Raw genomic sequence first — 15,711 nt, 5'->3', positions numbered from 1 at the left:
CCTGCCAATGCATGGTTTGATTGAAGTATAGCTAATCAAAATCTTCTATATGTCTCAAGTATTTGGAGAGTATACCAGACACCTGAGCCTAAACCGGCAAGTAAACCAAAGTAGAGAACTGCAAAAATATTCCGTGTTTCAGGCGATACTTCGTAGAACTCTTTATCGGTTCCTTTCCAGTGTTTATAGATTTGAATACCCCCTAAGATGATGATTAAAACGAGAATTGGATTGAAAGAGGTAATGGTAAAATATATCAAGATCGGTATTCCGATCAACCATAAATAAGGCGAAATCGCAGTAGTTACTCGGCCTCCATCCAGTGGATGAACCGGTATCAAATTAAACAGGTTAAGAAAAAACCCTGTATAGGACAGTGCTAAAACAAGTTTAGAGCCGGTGGCTAGGTAGAAAAGGAATAATAGTCCCGCAGCCAAGGAACCTGCAAAAGGCCCTGCATAGCCAACTTGAGCATCCATTTTAGCATTGACAGGTGGTTCTTTAAGCTGTATTAAAGCACCGACAAAGGGAATAAAAATCGGTCCTGAGACCGGCAGTCCTACCCATTTGGCCATAATGTAATGGCCCATTTCGTGGGCAAAAAGTAAGGCGACAAAACCTACGGCATACATCCAGCCAAATATCCGGGCATAGATCACTATTGTAATAAGCATTGAAAAAGCAGTTGTCCCAAATTTACCAAGCTTTAATAAAACAAAGACAAATTTAAGCTTTGGTAAAACCAATAATAATCCTGCTTTGAATTTTACCAATAGACCTATGATGACAGCAATTACACCGGCTAAACCTTTTTTCTTTTTGGGGGATAATTCCGGAGGTACATAATTTTGATGTTCAGCATGTACATTGTTATCCATCTTCTTCTCACCCTCTCTTATAGCCTACAAGTTCATCCTAATACCACAGGCTTTCAATTGGCTCTAAATTTGTCTTTAAACTATTTTCTTCCAGGCTATCACTGATAAATACTTTACGCAATAACTTAGAAAGTAGGACTTCATTTTTCCCAAATAATAGCCGCAGTCTATTGCTTTTTTCCTCAGATATGTGACCTTCCTCAGAAGAGTGAAAGCTCAATATAAAGGCATGTCCAAAGAATCTGCAACGTTGCCGACTCTTTGGACATGCCTGACCGGTTCCTCTAGAATCCTATTTCTTTTTCACGACTAAAACCATGAGAGTGGCAAATGCGCCTATTCTAATCATATTGAGTTTCAATCACTTTTATCCGCCTATAAAGTTCTTGATTAACCGGCGTTGCTACACCGTATTTTACCCCTAATTCCAAAACTGCTCCCGAAAACAGTTCCACCTCGCTGAAACGTCTGGCTTCCATGTCCTGCCGCATGGATGGTTTGCCTTCCGGATTTAAGGTATCTAAGAGATTCAGCCAATAGGTTAGATCCGTCTCTGTCAAATTAATGCCTTCCTTTTCGGAAAGAACCATAACTTCTCTCATAGCGGCAATCATTGTATCTCTCGCCGCACCCTCTTTTTGAATCCCGCCATAGTTGCTTTTATACACTGCAACAGTTTGGTTGACACCGACATTGAGCATAAATTTACCCCACATGCGCCGGTTCATATCCGTTACTGCTTCATAAGGCACTGCCTTGCCTTTCAAAAATTGAGCAACCCGTTTCACTCGTTCTGAGATGAGCCCCGGTTCCCCTTCGCCAAAGACCAGCATTCCCATATGGGCATAAGTTAATTGATTGCCAACTTTTACGGCATCCATGCCCTGGGCCACACAGTAGAGAATTTTGTCCATACCATAAGTCTGCCCGATAATTCTTTCGCTGCTGATTCCATTCAGCGCCGATAAGATGATCGTATGTTCCCCGACCTGATTTTTAACGGCTTTGACAGCGTCCTGCAAACCATTATACTTAACGGCAAAGATCAGCAGATCGGCCGGCTCACCTTTGTCTTCAGGTGTCAGATAATTGAATTGGCAGCGCTCACCATTACAATAAAGAGAATCCCTTTGATACCTTCGAATTCTTTCTTGGTCAGCAATAATACTTAAATCCCCTTGGGGCATTCTCTTGCTCAAATGATGGCCAAACAAAATTCCTAAGGCTCCTAAACCGATAATTGATACTTTTTTTATCTCCATCACACATTAACCTTTCTCTCTATTAATATTGCATGTATAGTTCCCAATACTTCAATCGACTAAAAATTACCCAAACAAGCATAGATTACTTTCCCCTTGTTACTTTCATCATCCTTCCTTTTTCGCCAGATCTTCTCAAGTTCCCTCCCACCAATCGCTAATTTTTTCAAAATAACAAAATGGAACGCCATTATTAGTTAAATGGCGTCCCATTTGTTATTTCTATCCGTTAAGTTCTATCCGAAGGATTAAGTTCTTGCAGAAAGATAAGTTCTTACAGATGATTATTGATGAAGGAATTATTTTTTCCTTTTATGCAGAAGTCCAAATGAAATGGATTGCTCATTATTGATTACTGACTAATCCCTAAAATTCAGCTTCTTGCTAAGCGAACTCCCATGTCAAAAGCTTTCTGGCAATCAATGGGAAATCGTTCGGCTTTCACTTGAGCCTTGTGTTTAACATCAAACATAGATGCCTCATACTTGGAATAATCATCAAATTGGTAGGTATCAGCAGAGATCATGAATTCAGATGATCCTCCAAGTAATTGCAGCATGTTTTTGTTAGGCTGAAAGACATTTTCTTCGTATTTAACTTGTTGCAAAATTTCCTCGGGAACATTCATGGTATAGATAAAACCCGATGCTAACTTACCTTGGAAAACAGATCGATGTCCTTCATTATAGGAAAGATTGGAGAATAACAGGCGTTCTAAAAAAGCACGTATCTCGGCGGTAACATTCCCAAAATAGATGGGGGAACCGATGAGAAGGACGTCGGCTGCTAAGACTTTCTCCAGAACAATTTTCAAATCATCTTGTACGGCACAATGTCCGGCGTTCTTGGCGTTTTTCCGTTTACAGGCAAAACAGCTGATACAGCCTTTAAAATTCAAGTCATATAAATGAACGATCTCCGTTTGGGCTCCGACCGATTCAGCACCTTCAAGAGCTTTATGCAATAGCGAAGCAGTATTCCATGTTTTTCTTGGACTTCCATTGACAGCAATTACTTTCATGGTATCTAGTCACACCCTCTGTTGATTATTTTAGTTAGTTAATTAATTATACTCTCAAACAATCAATTGACAAAATAGTCCTGCCGCTGATTTGTCTATTTGCTTCTCGTTCCTTGATATTTTTCAAGCTTAGTCTATAATTGGTTTATTATTTGAATCTAAAGTTTACTTAGAGAGGAGCGCTGGTATTGTCTGATAAAAAGGTTCACCTTTTAATGGTGCTGACATAAGCTATAAATTCATCACTCATCGGGGCCATAAATCCCATAGTCACAACCTTTTTAGCCGTCTTGTTCTTTGCTGAACGATTAACGCCTTCCCGGTTATTGGGTTTAATTTTATCGTTTTTGGGAGTTTTCTTTGTCATCACCAATGGGGACCTGCAATTAATTTCCCAAATGCGTTTCAATAAAGGTGATATTATTATGCTGGTCGCCGTTTGTTGTTTTGCTGTTTATTCATTACTCAGCCGCCGTTTTATGAAACAATATAACTTATCTCCGCTGATGGTAACTGCTTATACTTTTTTGATTTGCGTAATCATTTCCTTCCCTTTCTTCTTGTGGGAAAAGCCTTCTGCTTATCTAGCTTCAACCTCAGCCAGCGGCTGGCTTTCTATTCTCTATATGAGTGTCTTCGCCTCAGTGCTGGGCTACCTCATTCAGATGGTCGCAATTCAACGGATTGGAGCCCCTCGGACAGCTATTTTTGTAAATCTGGTACCTATCTTTACAATTATTCAGTCTGTGACCATCTTAGGCGAATCTGTCACTCTCTTTAAACTTATAGGAGCGGCCATCGTCATTTCAGGCGTTTATTTAACAACACGGCCCAAAGCAAAAAGCAAGTATGCATCAAGCTCAAAAAGCAGCTCTAAAAGTATAGCCTAATTGAATTTCATTTAGGATTCTAAATGAAATTTTCGCTAAAAAATATTAGTGAACTCGTTCAGCTAAAGCTGAACATCGGGGCTTCAGATACAATAATATCCAGTGGACATTATTGCCGGGCCGCCTTTCGCAATGGGAATACTTAGCGGCGAAGGAGAACTCTACCCCGCCTGAAGATAACGAGGGACCCACCCCCACTTATAGAAGAGGGGGTCTTAAAAACTAGATAAACTATAAGAGAGAATATAGAAATGGAACAATTATTAGCCGGAGCCCTTAAAATCAGCTTCCTAGAATTAATCAGTCTTGTCGGTCCGTTGCTTGTCATCGGACTGATATTAGGCATCCTGGAGCGTAAAACAAACCAAAATTTCTTCGCTGCCTTTGGTTATAAAGGAATTTTGGCGACTGCCTGGCTGGGCACTCCGGTGCACGAACTGGGACATGCCTTAATGTGCCTTATTTTTGGTCATAAAATTACCGACCTGAAATTACTAAAAATTAATCGGTCAAATGGCACCCTTGGGTATGTCTCTCACTCTTATAACCGGAGGAGTATCTATCAATCAGTTGGCAATTTCTTCATTGGCATAGCACCTCTCCTCAGTGGGATTGGCGTTCTGTTTCTTTGTCTGCACTTTTTCTTACCAAATTCATTTAAGGCCTTTGAACTTTATTGGAAAACAAGTGGACTGTCTCAACCTTCCGACCTGACTTTCTTCAAAGAATTTTTCAAGGGCACTCTTGTTCTATTGAAGAGTCTTTTTACCCTAAATCATGTATTCAGCCTAAATTTCTGGATTTTTTTGTTCTTAGCCATTTGCATTTCATCTCACATGGCCTTAAGTTGGGCAGACATTAAAGGAGCAACTCAGGGACTCTTTGTTCTTTACTTAATACTCTTTATGCTTTCAACCCTCGGGACCTCTCTGGGAGTTAATACCTACGGTTATATCGAGAAGGTAACCCATTACACTACCTATATAGTCGCTCTCTCAGAGTTAGCTTTAATCTGTTCCTTAGTGAGTTTGGGCTTAAGTTTTATTCTGTCAGCTGCCAGGAAAATTAAGTTTTAAACCTCAGGAAAGAGATTGAAACAGAGTATTTGATCTTTCGGATACAGCGGCGTACGCGTTAAGCAGATAAATCTATTCGTAAAATTTAACGGGGAAGAGAAATCCGGCTCCTTCGAATCTGAGCGGCTGTGAAGTCGTAAGTTTTCATTCAATTTAAGCCGATCTCACTCCACAATACCATTGAAGCGAGATCGGCTTTCGCTATCTGAACTCACTTTTGATTTTTAACGTTAAGTTTCTACACATCCTCTTTCTAATATTTATAAACCCGGTTGTAGAATTCTCTCTATATTAACTATCTCTACTTAACTCTATCTATGGCTTTCAGGATTCCATAGATGATTGCCTGCGGTCTCGGCGGGCATCCCGGGATATAGACATCCACAGGTACCAGAGCATCAATGCCGTTATTTGTGGCATAGGTATCTCTGAAAATTCCTCCGCTGCAGGCACAGGCACCTACGGCGACAACAAGCTTGGGATCAGGCGTTGCTTCATACGTTTTAACCAAGGCCTGCTGCATATTTCTGGTTCCGGTTCCTGTTACCAACAACATATCGGCATGCCGCGGCGAGGCAACAAAGCTTATCCCGAGCCTTTCGAGATCGTTAAAAGGATTATTCAAAGCATTAATTTCGTAATCACAGCCATTACAAGATCCGGCATCGACCTCCCTGATTTGGAGACTTCGGCCAAAAATCTTCTTGACAGTTGCTTGTAGATCGCTGCAAATAGTTTCGTAGGAGGTGTTTGGTAAGTTTTCTTCATTAATTACAGCAGTCTTATAAAAAGATTCACCGTTACTCTTATTGCTTAAAGGCGTATCTCTTAAGGCATTAGCACATAAAGCGTGATTATTCAGCGTTACCTTATCCCTTACAGCCAGTTCAAATTTGTTCGTCGTTTGGACTGCACCAACCTGGCAAATCTCCTCGCACAGAATACAAAAGATACACTTTGCGTAGTCGATGCCTATGCTCCGGGCACTTTTATCCAGAACAATGGCCTGAGAAGGGCAATGTAAGGCACATTCTCCGCAGAAATTACATTTCGCCGTATCGATCTCCGTTTGGCCCAGAAACGAAGCGGGAGTAAGGCTTCTATTGGGATAATCCTGCGTCAGCCTTGGATATTTAATAATTTTTTTCAAAGTATCGAACATATCTATCTTCCTTGCTTTGTATAAAATTCCCTCGGTAGCAAAATTACTATAAATCATTTCCGGCATAGGAAAGATTGAAACTCTTATTAATCAGAGGAAAATCCGGGACGATATTTCCCTTAACAGCGTGGCAGAGAGCAGGCCAGTTGCAGAAGGAAGGAGTTCTGATTTTATAACGGTAAAGGGTATTATTCTCTCCGGTCATCACCCAGTGAATATTTTCACCCCGTGGAGCTTCGGTTAACCCGAAAGCGAAACGATAAGGCTTGACCTCCGCGATTGGTTCACAAACCTTCCCCACAGGCATCCCTTCAATAGCCTGAATCATTAAGTCGATCGCTTCAAAGCTCTCTTCAATTTTAGTATTCATTCTACAGTTAATATCTCCATTGTTGTGTTCAGGGACCTTAAAATTCAAATTTGGATAAGCCGCATAGGGGAACGCTTTGCGAACATCGTAACGTATCCCTGACGCTCGTCCTCCCGGTCCTACAGCATTTAGATCAACAGCTATCTTGGGCTCCAGAATACCTGTATTTTCAACTCTATCGATAAACATACTGTTCGATTTAACAATATTCACGGTGTCTTCAAGTTCGGAACGAATATTTAACAGCAGTTCAATTAGCTTAGCTTCCTTACCGGACACGAAATCCTTTCTGACTCCGCCCAGTTTATTGACACTTCTTAAAAACCGCATACCACAGAGTTCATCGGCAACGGAATAAGCCCAACCTCTCATCATTTGAAACTGAAAGTTAGCAAAACCGTAACCTGCGTCAAGACAAATTCCGCCAAGGTCACCTAAGTGGCTGGTGAGTCTCTCCAGTTCAGCAAAGAGAACTCTGGTATAGGCTGCTCTGGCAGGAACTTTCGTTCCGGCAATTTTTTCAATCGCCTGACAGTAGGCCAGCGAATTGGCAAAAGTCTCATCCCCTGAGATCCGTTCGGCAATGAACAGGCACTTTTCAAGGCTTTGACCTTCAGCTAATTTTTCAATCCCTTTATGAACGTAATACAACTGCGCTTCAAGATTAATAATCGGTTCACCCGCAACACTAAACCGGAAGTGACCGGGCTCGATAATCCCGGCGTGAACCGGGCCAACGGGGATCTCATAAACACCTTCGCCCACAACTTCCTGAAAGCGGATTTTTTCTTGAGCAAAATCCGGCTTTTGCCCGACAGCAAAATCCTTGCGCAAAGGATACACTCCTTGAGGCCAATTGCCGTGAAAGACGAGTCGTTTAGCATCGGGATGCCCAATCGGCACAAGTCCGAACAAGTCCTGAATTTCACGTTCATAACCTGAGGCAGCGTGAAGATGATTGCTAATAGAAGGGATCTCCATACTTTCCGGGTCTGCCTTGGTTTTGATCACTACGAGCATACCTTCTTCTCTAACCGCAAAAACATAATAAACAGCATAGCCTGCTTGAAAGTTCCGCTCATCATTGGCAAACATTAAGACGAGAGGACAGCCAAGTTCCTGAATATAACAGCAAATCTCTTTGACCTTTGCCAAAGGCGCTTCAAGATAATAGACATTATCCTGTTCCTGCCAAAATTTATCATCGTGATCGCTGAAGCTGACATGCTGCGAATTGTCTTTATCAGAAGCCAAAGTAGTTTGAGAATTAATATTTACTTGGTTTGTTGCCAGCGGAAAGGCTGTCTCTGAAAATTCCTTACCAGAAAAAACCTTGAGAGCAAATTTACTCTCAAGATTCCCTTTTAAGTTCGATGTCATCACTATTCGTGCCCTCCTCTTCCCCTCATACGCCTATGTTCCAAGAATAATACCTTGCGCCTTTGTGATAAGTTCTTTTAAATCTCCCGGCAGATAAAGGCCGCTGACTGTAATGCCAACCAGCAGAATGACCAGGCAAACGGTCCCCGGAAGATTTACTTCACCAACCTGCAAGTTCTTATCATCCGGTTCACCGTAAAAAATCTTCAGTAACGTTACGGCAATCCCTGCAAATACTGCAGCCAAAAGCAAGACAAAAATTACCCCAACCCATTTGTAGGGACCGTTAAATACAGCAACCACAATGCTGAACTCACTGGCAAAGACACTAAAGGGCGGAGTACCGGCAATGGCAAACAAGCCCAGCAGGAAGACTGTCCCCGTTACCGGCATTATTTTCAGGACTCCCTTGAGCTTGGAAATCTGTTTGGTGTCATATTTCTGCAAGATATTACCCGACGAAAAAAACAGCATCGATTTGGTCAGAGAGTGGTTAATCATGTGCATGAGCCCTCCGAAGACAGCCAAAGGAGAGTACAGACCCATGGCAACAACAATAATTCCCATGTGTTCGATACTGGAATAGGCCAAGAGTCTTTTATAGTCTTTTTGAGTTAGAATGAAAACGGCCGCCGTGGCAATGGATAAGATTCCAATACCGATGAGAAGCCTTCCCGTAAAGCTGCTGCTTCCCTGATTACGATCGACAATGACTGCTGCACGAATAATCCCATACAGAGCGGTATTCAAGAGGACCCCGGACAACAGGGCACTGATTGGGGAAGGGGCTTGACTATGAGCGTCGGGAAGCCAGTTATGCATCGGAGCAAGACCGGCCTTCGTGCCAAAACCAATGAGAATAAAAATAAAAGCCAGCCGTAAAACAGAACTTTTCAGCGAAGATGCCTTGGTATATAGAGCAGTCCAATCCAAAAATGAGCTGCTGTTTAAAACACCGGCCGAGGAGAGATGAAGCAGGATAATCCCCAGTAGGGCAATGGCAATTCCCACCGAACAGAGAATCACATACTTCCAGGCGGCCTCCAAAGCATGTTTATCATTATAAAACCCGACCAGAAAGGCCGACGACAAGGATGTGGCCTCAATGGCAATCCACATCAGCCCCATATTTTTCACTGTTAACGCGAGCACCATCGTAAAAATAAAGGTATACATCAGGCTATAATAGAGGCCCAGTCTTTCCCTTTTAAGCTTGCCGTGCTTAATTTCTTCCTCTAAATAACCAAGCGAAAAAATGGCTGCCATAAAACCAATGATCAATACAATGTCTAAAACAATCATGCTTAAAGCATCAACATAGAAGAAACCACCGCAAGAAGCGTATTGAACACTGCCGTGAAGCAGCACCTCACGATTCAGGCTTAAGGCCAGGATCAGCAGCAAACTTGAAGTCCCAACACTTATAGCATGCCGGAATTGGCTTTGTTTGACGGTTAATAACAACAGGACTGCAACTAAAGGTACGATTAGGAGTAAAATGCCCATCTTCTGTATCTTATCCTTTCAGGTTATTCAGTTGATCTGTATCAATGGACTCGAATTTTTCATTGATGCGAAACGTCATAACACCCATAATCAACACAAAGGTAAGAAGGTCAATAAAGATCCCCAGGTCAACGATAAAGGGCATCTCTTGTGTTGAGTACATCGCGGTAATATAAAGACCGTTTTCGATGACCAAGAAGCCGATGATCTGGCCGATCGCTTTCTTACGGCTGATCATAAACAAAAGACCAATCCAGATCACAGAGACCGCGTTGACAAGCTGCAGGTTTAAAACGTCCTGACTAAGCCCGTCAACCCCTGTCAAGGTGAAGTAAGAAAACACAACGAGTCCGCAGCAGAGCAAGACGAGGATAGGAATATTTAAAATAAAGTCTTTTTCAACTTTGTAGCTGACATTCTTATAAGTTTTGCTCAACATGTTGGGAATATAAAGAACCTTGAAGATCATGATGAGCAGGCACACCACCAGAAAATCCCACCGCCCCTCGCTTATCAGACTTCGGAGCCCCATGATGCCGGCGGCTAAAGCGATCAGGAACGACTGAATCCGAAAGGTTTTAATGTAGGAATTGATTCTTTTACTAGCCATCAGGACGAAGGAAGATAATAGGATTAAGACCGATAGAGTTTCTAACAGATTAGAATTCACTGCCAAATTAGACATGCTTACCTCCCAGGATCAAAAACTGTAAAACACCTAAAAATGCAAGGATAAAGGACAGGGCGGCCAGATTGGGGATGCTGAAAAGTTTTAATTTGACCGTATTGACCTCAATAATTCCCATGACCAAAGCCAGCAAAATGACCTTTAGTAAATAAATGAGCAGCGAAAGGATCAGCGCCCCTAAACCTATTACTCCAATCAACTGATCTTGGGGGATTAAAATATTCACAAACAAGGTCATAAAAACAAGCTGTTTTACTGCGGCGCCGTATTCTAACAGAGCCAAATGTCTCCCGGAATACTCCAGAATCATTGCCTCATGAACCATCGTTAATTCCAGATGTGTAGCCGGATCATCAACCGGTATGCGGCAGGTCTCGGCAAGGATAATAATTAATAAGGCCAGGCCTACCATGATATAGACCGGATGAGCTAAGGGAATTCCAACCTTCTGAACCGTTTCCATGATTTGAGGCAGCGACGTTGAGCGGGAAATGAGGGCAACCGTGAACATCGAGATCAGGATAGATGGTTCAATGAGCGCAGAGATCATGGCCTCCCTGCTGCTGCCCATTCCGCCAAAGGTACTTGCCGTATCCAGCGCTGCAATCATCAGAAAAAACCTGCCGAGAGCCAAGATGGAAACAACCATAATAAAGTCTCCTGGAATTTGCGGCGGCAGAATCTTCGTCGAAACAGGAACAAGCAAGGCCGCAGCCATAGCTGTCGCAAAGACAATATAGGGAGTCACATGAAAAATCCACGAAGAAACGTTCGAAACGACAGTTTTCTTTTTAACAAGTTTGTACAAATCAAAATACATCTGAAAAACTGAAGCACCTTTTCTTTTTTGGCTCAAGGCTTTAACCTTTTTGATCAATCCATTAACGAAAGGTGCAACGAGTAAAATGACTAATAATTGAACCAAGAGGTAAACAATATTGTTCATTGTGCAATCTCCCCTCTCTTTCTCTGCAAACTTATATCATTATGCAAAGCGGTTATATAACATTAACAACAAGACCAGCGCAAAAATGTAGAAAAGGTAGTTGTGAATGCTACCGGTCTGAACTCTAAACTTTGTTCTTCTGGAAAACCTGAGCAGCGCTCTGTAGACGGGCTCATACAGGTAATCTTCAAAAATTGAAGTAACGGTAGTGGAATAAATAATCGCTTCCGGATGATACTGCGAATCCCCTTCAACAATCGTTTTGCGGATCGGCCTGAATAAGGCCCTAAAGACAATCTTAATGGGTTTGGAGAAACCTGTAGCACTATATTGCGTACGGGAATTCAAAGCCTCAAACCCACAATCCCAAGTCCCGTATCTCCGTTCGATGTATTTCCCCCCCACAATTCTAATCACGATGAACGCAAGAAGAATGATGACACCCAAAGCGAGCATAAAAGTTAGGGGAGATATGCTGTTCACTGAGATCGTTAACGGGTAATAGGCCAGCAAAAACCCTCCTCGAAGCTGACCAGAGATGGAACCGCCGCCTACACTAAAAACGACCTTGTCCAAAAGCTTTATCATTGTTAATGGGAAAAGGCCAATGCCCAGGCAGAGGGCTGCAAGTATTCCCATCCCTATCATCATCGTTGCCGGAACGTCTTGGGCTTTAGCTGCTTGCTCACTTCTGGGCAAACCCAAAAAAGATATGCCAAAAAGTTTCACAAAGGCAGCGGCAGCCATAGCCCCTGTCAAAGCAAGGGCAGCGGCAGCTAAAACAGCTAAGAAATTCAATCCGATATGGCCAGGGAGAATACTGGCAAAAAGCGACTGATAGGTCAGCCATTCACTGATAAAACCATTGAAAGGGACGATAGCCGATATGGCTAGAGAGAAGCAAAGAAAAAACAAGGCCGTAAGGGGCATTGTTTTAATAAGGCCGCCTAAATCTTCAATATTTTTAGTATGAGTTGCATATTGAATAGCACCTGCCCCGAGAAAAAGGCCGCCTTTAAATAACGTATGGTTAAAGGTATGCAAAAGAGCAGCAGTCAAAGCTAAACTGCCGATAATTTGATGATGCAGGGCAAAGGCAATAAAAGAAACGCCTAAGCCAATCAGGATAATTCCGATATTTTCTACACTGCAAAAAGCTAAAAGCCGCTTAACATTATGCTCCATCGAGGTATAGGCAACGCCGAGAACAGCAGACAAAATACCAAGAATTAAGATCACAACTCCCCACCAAGTATTTTGGACACCCAGATAACAAAGCACAAAACGAACCAGTCCATAAATCGCTGTCTTAATCATGATGCCAGACATTAGTGCCGAAACATTGCTGGGGGCTGCTGGATGGGCGTGAGGCAGCCAAATGTGCAGAGGTATAATACCGGCTTTAGTTCCAAAACCGATCAAGAAAAGTATAAACACAATATTTTTGGCCATCCCGGGGATAGCCGCCGTATTTGCGCTTAAAGCAAAGGACTTTGTATAACTATAAATGATAATAAACCCTATGAGGAGCAGAGCCGTGGCAATATGGGTCATGACAATGTACACTGTTCCTGCTTTGGTGTTTTCCTCTTTCTCCGACTCGAAAACCACCAAAAAGTAGGAAAGCAAGGACATCGCTTCCCAAAATATGTAGAAACAAACTGTATTGGCTGAAGTCAAGACACCAATCATCGCAAGAATAAACAAAGTATATAACAAATTAAAAAGTCCAATATTTCTTTTTCCGTTGTAATGGGAAAGATAGCCGATAGAATAGAGGGAAACGCAGAACACTAAGACAGATAGGGCCAATACGAAATAGGCCGAAAGGTTATCCAGGTTCATCTCTAAAGATATGAACGGGATGGTAGATGATAAGTTAATCAGTTTTAGAGAATTAACTGCCAACAAAATTTTAGCCGCAGAAGCGGCTCCTCCCAGACCGGAAGCAACAATACAGACGGCATTTACCATAACGCTGCCGGTCATACTGGTTTTATACGGTTTTTTGAAAAAATAGATTAGAGCCGAAGCAGCAGCACCTAGTACATACAATAAAACAGACATCAAAAATAAATTGCGCAAATATTGCTCCATGAATTATTAGACCTCCAAAAATTTACGGATTTTCTCTTCGTACTTAGCAAATCCCCTTCCAAAAATTGTTCCAGATCCCTTCCAAATGGATTGTAACATTTTCAGCTTGATAGATAATGACGCTTGATAAGATACCATGAATCAAGGCCATATAGGAAGCAGCCACTGTTTCCGGGTCTTGATTGCGAATAATCCCCTCCTTCATATTGGCCCGAATGATATCTTTAACGATTTGAAAGCGCTCCTCAGATAAGATATGTATTTTGGCAATAAGCGTCTGTTCAAAGGCTTGAGGAGGAAACAAGAGCAGCCTTTTCCAAAAATACAGCTTCGTTTGAGATCTATCGTAATAATTCAAAATCATAAAAAACATGCTTTTCAAATCCCGATAGTGCTCATTGATTTCCAAAAAATATTGATTGATCTCCTGATCAATCACCGCATACAACAGCTCTTCTTTACTGGCAAAATGAGCATAGATAGAGGCTTTTTGAATCCCGACTTCACTTGCCACTTCGGCCAAAGAAAACTCGTTTCCTTTATAAGCAAACAATTTGAAGGCAGAATCCATAAGTTTTTTCTTTGTTTCCATTGCTGCAACACTCCTAACTAATCGCCTACCAAACGTTAGGTAGCCTTGCAAAGTATAGTCTCTGATCTTTAGCCTGTCAATGTAGTCGTAATTAATTTTATTAATACTTGATCATACTTTGTTTAATAGCAATATTTTGATTTAAAGCCTTATCTAATGGTGTTATATAATTAATATGTTATTTGAGTCAATTTCATAATGTTTATTTGTATAAGCTCAGGCCTTCAGAATTTCTTCTTTTAACATTTTTTTAAAGATTTATGCAGCTACACGTTTAGACTTGTTCAATCGGTCTACGGCTAATTTGCAGAGAGTGTATGTCAGGATAGAAAAGTCGAAATCGACTTTGGCTAAGTTTCCTCGATGGCGAATGTTGTTTAACTGAAAGTACTCTTTGAGATAAGCATTAACACGTTCTACGGCTGTTCTTTGTTTATAAAGTTCAAAGTAGCTCTCACTTCCTCTGGCCGGAACGGTGTATTTTCTGGGGTCTGATGAAACCTTAACCTTGAATACTTTTTGACACTGGTTGCTTTCTTTCAGAGGGCACTCTTTGCACTCCTTGGGTTGAGTATATTTCAACGTGTCGTATTGGGAATCATAGCTATCATATCGGTAAGAATGACCCTGTTGACACTTGGGGCGAAAGTATTTGTCCTTGTCTTCTGGTAGTTCTTCATTTCGTGAATTGTAATCAATTAGGGCCTTTGATCCTATGGCCTTTGCTTGTTGGTAAATTGGGCTGTAATCGTAACCAGCATCCAAAAGCGAATAGGAAGGTTTCAGCTGGGGATGAAGTTCATGGAGAGCCTTGAGTAGAGGAATCGCCATTTTGCCATCATTGACATTTCCCGAGGAAAGCAAGGATTTTAAAATATATTGGCGTTTACACTCTACGAGAAGATGACCCTTGAAGCCGAACCAAAAGACGTTTTTACCCTCAGAGTTTTTCTTAATTCCCCAGTGAGGCATCTGCGGGATTTGCTGTTCGATCGCCTTAAAATCAAGAGGAAGTTGTGCTTCAATTTTCTTCTCAAAGAGGGGTCGATTCTCTTCCAGTTCCTGTTGCTCTTTGAGCCATTTCTCCCGTTCCGCTTTCGGTTTTCGTCCGCGTTTTTTGGGGGTTTGCTCGACTGGGGCCTCTTCTTCTTTCTTTTTCTCAGGTTTACGATCTCTCGCTTCAATATGAGTAGCATCGATGGCGATAACATCCCCATCGATGAAGCCTTCTTGAAACGCCTGAGAGACTAGTTCATTTTGAATGTTTCCTAAAGCAGAAGAGACATGGATTTTTTGAATCATCCGAGTATAAGAGGACTCACTAGGGACTGAATCTGCCATCGTAAAACCGCAGTTGAAACGGAATTCCAAGCTATTTTTTAATCGTTTTCGTAAGTCTTTAAATCGTAGGAATTCGTTCGATGACTCGAATGAATAAAGGAGTAGATCATGGCAGAATAGTTAAGTCTTGTTGGAGCTCCGAGTATTGCTCTTTTGGAAACAACTCTCAACAACGAGGTGATGTCAAGTGTATCGAAAATGAGGGGATATGATTTTTTGGGAGACATTTCTAAAATTTCCTCCAAGGAAAATAGCCTTTCTTGGCGAATACTAAACATTGGGAGTACTCCTATCTACCTCTCGGTGTTGGTTTGGTCGCTTACACTTTTTCGAGGTTTTGGGGAGGTACTCCTCTTTTTGTCCTTAAAAAGATCAGTAATATCAATGGGTTCAAGTTATGAAACTAATTCATTTAAAAAAATAATGGATACCCTATCCAACATTTGTTCTTGATTTTAGGAAATCGCAAAAAGATTCAGCCTTTATTATGGCTTCCTCCAGT

The 15,711-nt window shown here is 41.7% G+C and carries 13 protein-coding genes and 1 pseudogene; 2 read left to right on the top strand and 12 right to left on the bottom strand.

Features of this window, described 5'->3' with window-relative positions:
• Positions 1 to 35: 35 nt before the first annotated feature.
• From DEAC_RS02720 to DEAC_RS24095, 4 genes are all read right to left on the bottom strand, one after another.
• Positions 36 to 878, bottom strand: a complete 843-nt coding sequence (locus tag DEAC_RS02720) for a site-2 protease family protein (RefSeq protein WP_047808510.1) — start codon at positions 876 to 878, stop codon at positions 36 to 38.
• A gap of 341 nt (positions 879 to 1,219) precedes the next feature.
• Positions 1,220 to 2,140, bottom strand: a complete 921-nt coding sequence (locus DEAC_RS02715) for a ketopantoate reductase family protein (RefSeq protein WP_200903078.1) — start codon at positions 2,138 to 2,140, stop codon at positions 1,220 to 1,222.
• 373 nt (positions 2,141 to 2,513) lie between these two features.
• Positions 2,514 to 3,161, bottom strand: a complete 648-nt coding sequence (locus DEAC_RS02710; RefSeq protein ID WP_047808508.1) for a flavodoxin family protein — start codon at positions 3,159 to 3,161, stop codon at positions 2,514 to 2,516.
• A gap of 205 nt (positions 3,162 to 3,366) precedes the next feature.
• Positions 3,367 to 3,528 carry a hypothetical protein gene (locus tag DEAC_RS24095; protein WP_242847067.1) on the bottom strand — a complete coding sequence of 54 codons (162 nt, stop codon included), beginning with the start codon at positions 3,526 to 3,528 and terminating at the stop codon, positions 3,367 to 3,369.
• Here DEAC_RS24095 and DEAC_RS02705 point away from each other — a divergent pair.
• A complete protein-coding gene (locus tag DEAC_RS02705) occupies positions 3,452 to 4,051 on the top strand; it encodes a DMT family transporter (RefSeq protein ID WP_242847060.1) in 600 nt (199 codons plus the stop codon). The genes DEAC_RS24095 and DEAC_RS02705 overlap by 77 nt on opposite strands.
• Positions 4,052 to 4,302: 251 nt before the next feature.
• On the top strand, positions 4,303 to 5,127 hold the full coding sequence (locus DEAC_RS02700; protein ID WP_047808507.1) for a hypothetical protein: 825 nt from the start codon (positions 4,303 to 4,305) through the stop codon (positions 5,125 to 5,127).
• Positions 5,128 to 5,428: 301 nt separating this feature from the next.
• Here DEAC_RS02700 and DEAC_RS02695 read toward each other — a convergent pair whose 3' ends face one another.
• From DEAC_RS02695 to DEAC_RS02660, 8 genes and pseudogenes are all read right to left on the bottom strand, one after another.
• Positions 5,429 to 6,289, bottom strand: a complete 861-nt coding sequence (locus DEAC_RS02695; RefSeq protein ID WP_047808735.1) for an NADH-quinone oxidoreductase subunit B family protein — start codon at positions 6,287 to 6,289, stop codon at positions 5,429 to 5,431.
• Between the two features lie 46 nt (positions 6,290 to 6,335).
• On the bottom strand, positions 6,336 to 8,039 hold the full coding sequence (locus tag DEAC_RS02690) for a hydrogenase large subunit (protein ID WP_047808734.1): 1,704 nt from the start codon (positions 8,037 to 8,039) through the stop codon (positions 6,336 to 6,338).
• Positions 8,040 to 8,072: 33 nt separating this feature from the next.
• On the bottom strand, positions 8,073 to 9,545 hold the full coding sequence (locus DEAC_RS02685; protein ID WP_047808506.1) for a hydrogenase 4 subunit F: 1,473 nt from the start codon (positions 9,543 to 9,545) through the stop codon (positions 8,073 to 8,075).
• Between the two features lie 10 nt (positions 9,546 to 9,555).
• Positions 9,556 to 10,230 (bottom strand): hydrogenase, encoded by a 675-nt coding sequence (locus tag DEAC_RS02680; RefSeq protein ID WP_242847059.1) that lies wholly within the window; start codon positions 10,228 to 10,230, stop codon positions 9,556 to 9,558.
• Complete coding sequence (locus tag DEAC_RS02675; protein WP_047808505.1) at positions 10,223 to 11,179, bottom strand: respiratory chain complex I subunit 1 family protein; 957 nt, start codon at positions 11,177 to 11,179, stop codon at positions 10,223 to 10,225. Before DEAC_RS02675 ends, DEAC_RS02680 begins: the two co-directional genes overlap by 8 nt.
• A 39-nt stretch (positions 11,180 to 11,218) precedes the next feature.
• Entirely contained in the window at positions 11,219 to 13,276 is a 2,058-nt protein-coding gene (locus DEAC_RS02670; RefSeq protein WP_047808504.1) for a proton-conducting transporter transmembrane domain-containing protein, read from the bottom strand.
• A 43-nt stretch (positions 13,277 to 13,319) separates the two neighbouring features.
• A complete protein-coding gene (locus DEAC_RS02665; RefSeq protein ID WP_047808503.1) occupies positions 13,320 to 13,868 on the bottom strand; it encodes a TetR/AcrR family transcriptional regulator in 549 nt (182 codons plus the stop codon).
• A 258-nt stretch (positions 13,869 to 14,126) separates the two neighbouring features.
• Positions 14,127 to 15,487: pseudogene (locus DEAC_RS02660) on the bottom strand (transposase).
• Positions 15,488 to 15,711: the final 224 nt, after the last annotated feature.

This window comes from Desulfosporosinus acididurans (assembly GCF_001029285.1).
Lineage (GTDB): Bacteria > Bacillota > Desulfitobacteriia > Desulfitobacteriales > Desulfitobacteriaceae > Desulfosporosinus > Desulfosporosinus acididurans.
Note: the sequence above shows the minus strand (reverse complement) of the source record. Positions and strands in the feature narration are given on the sequence as shown.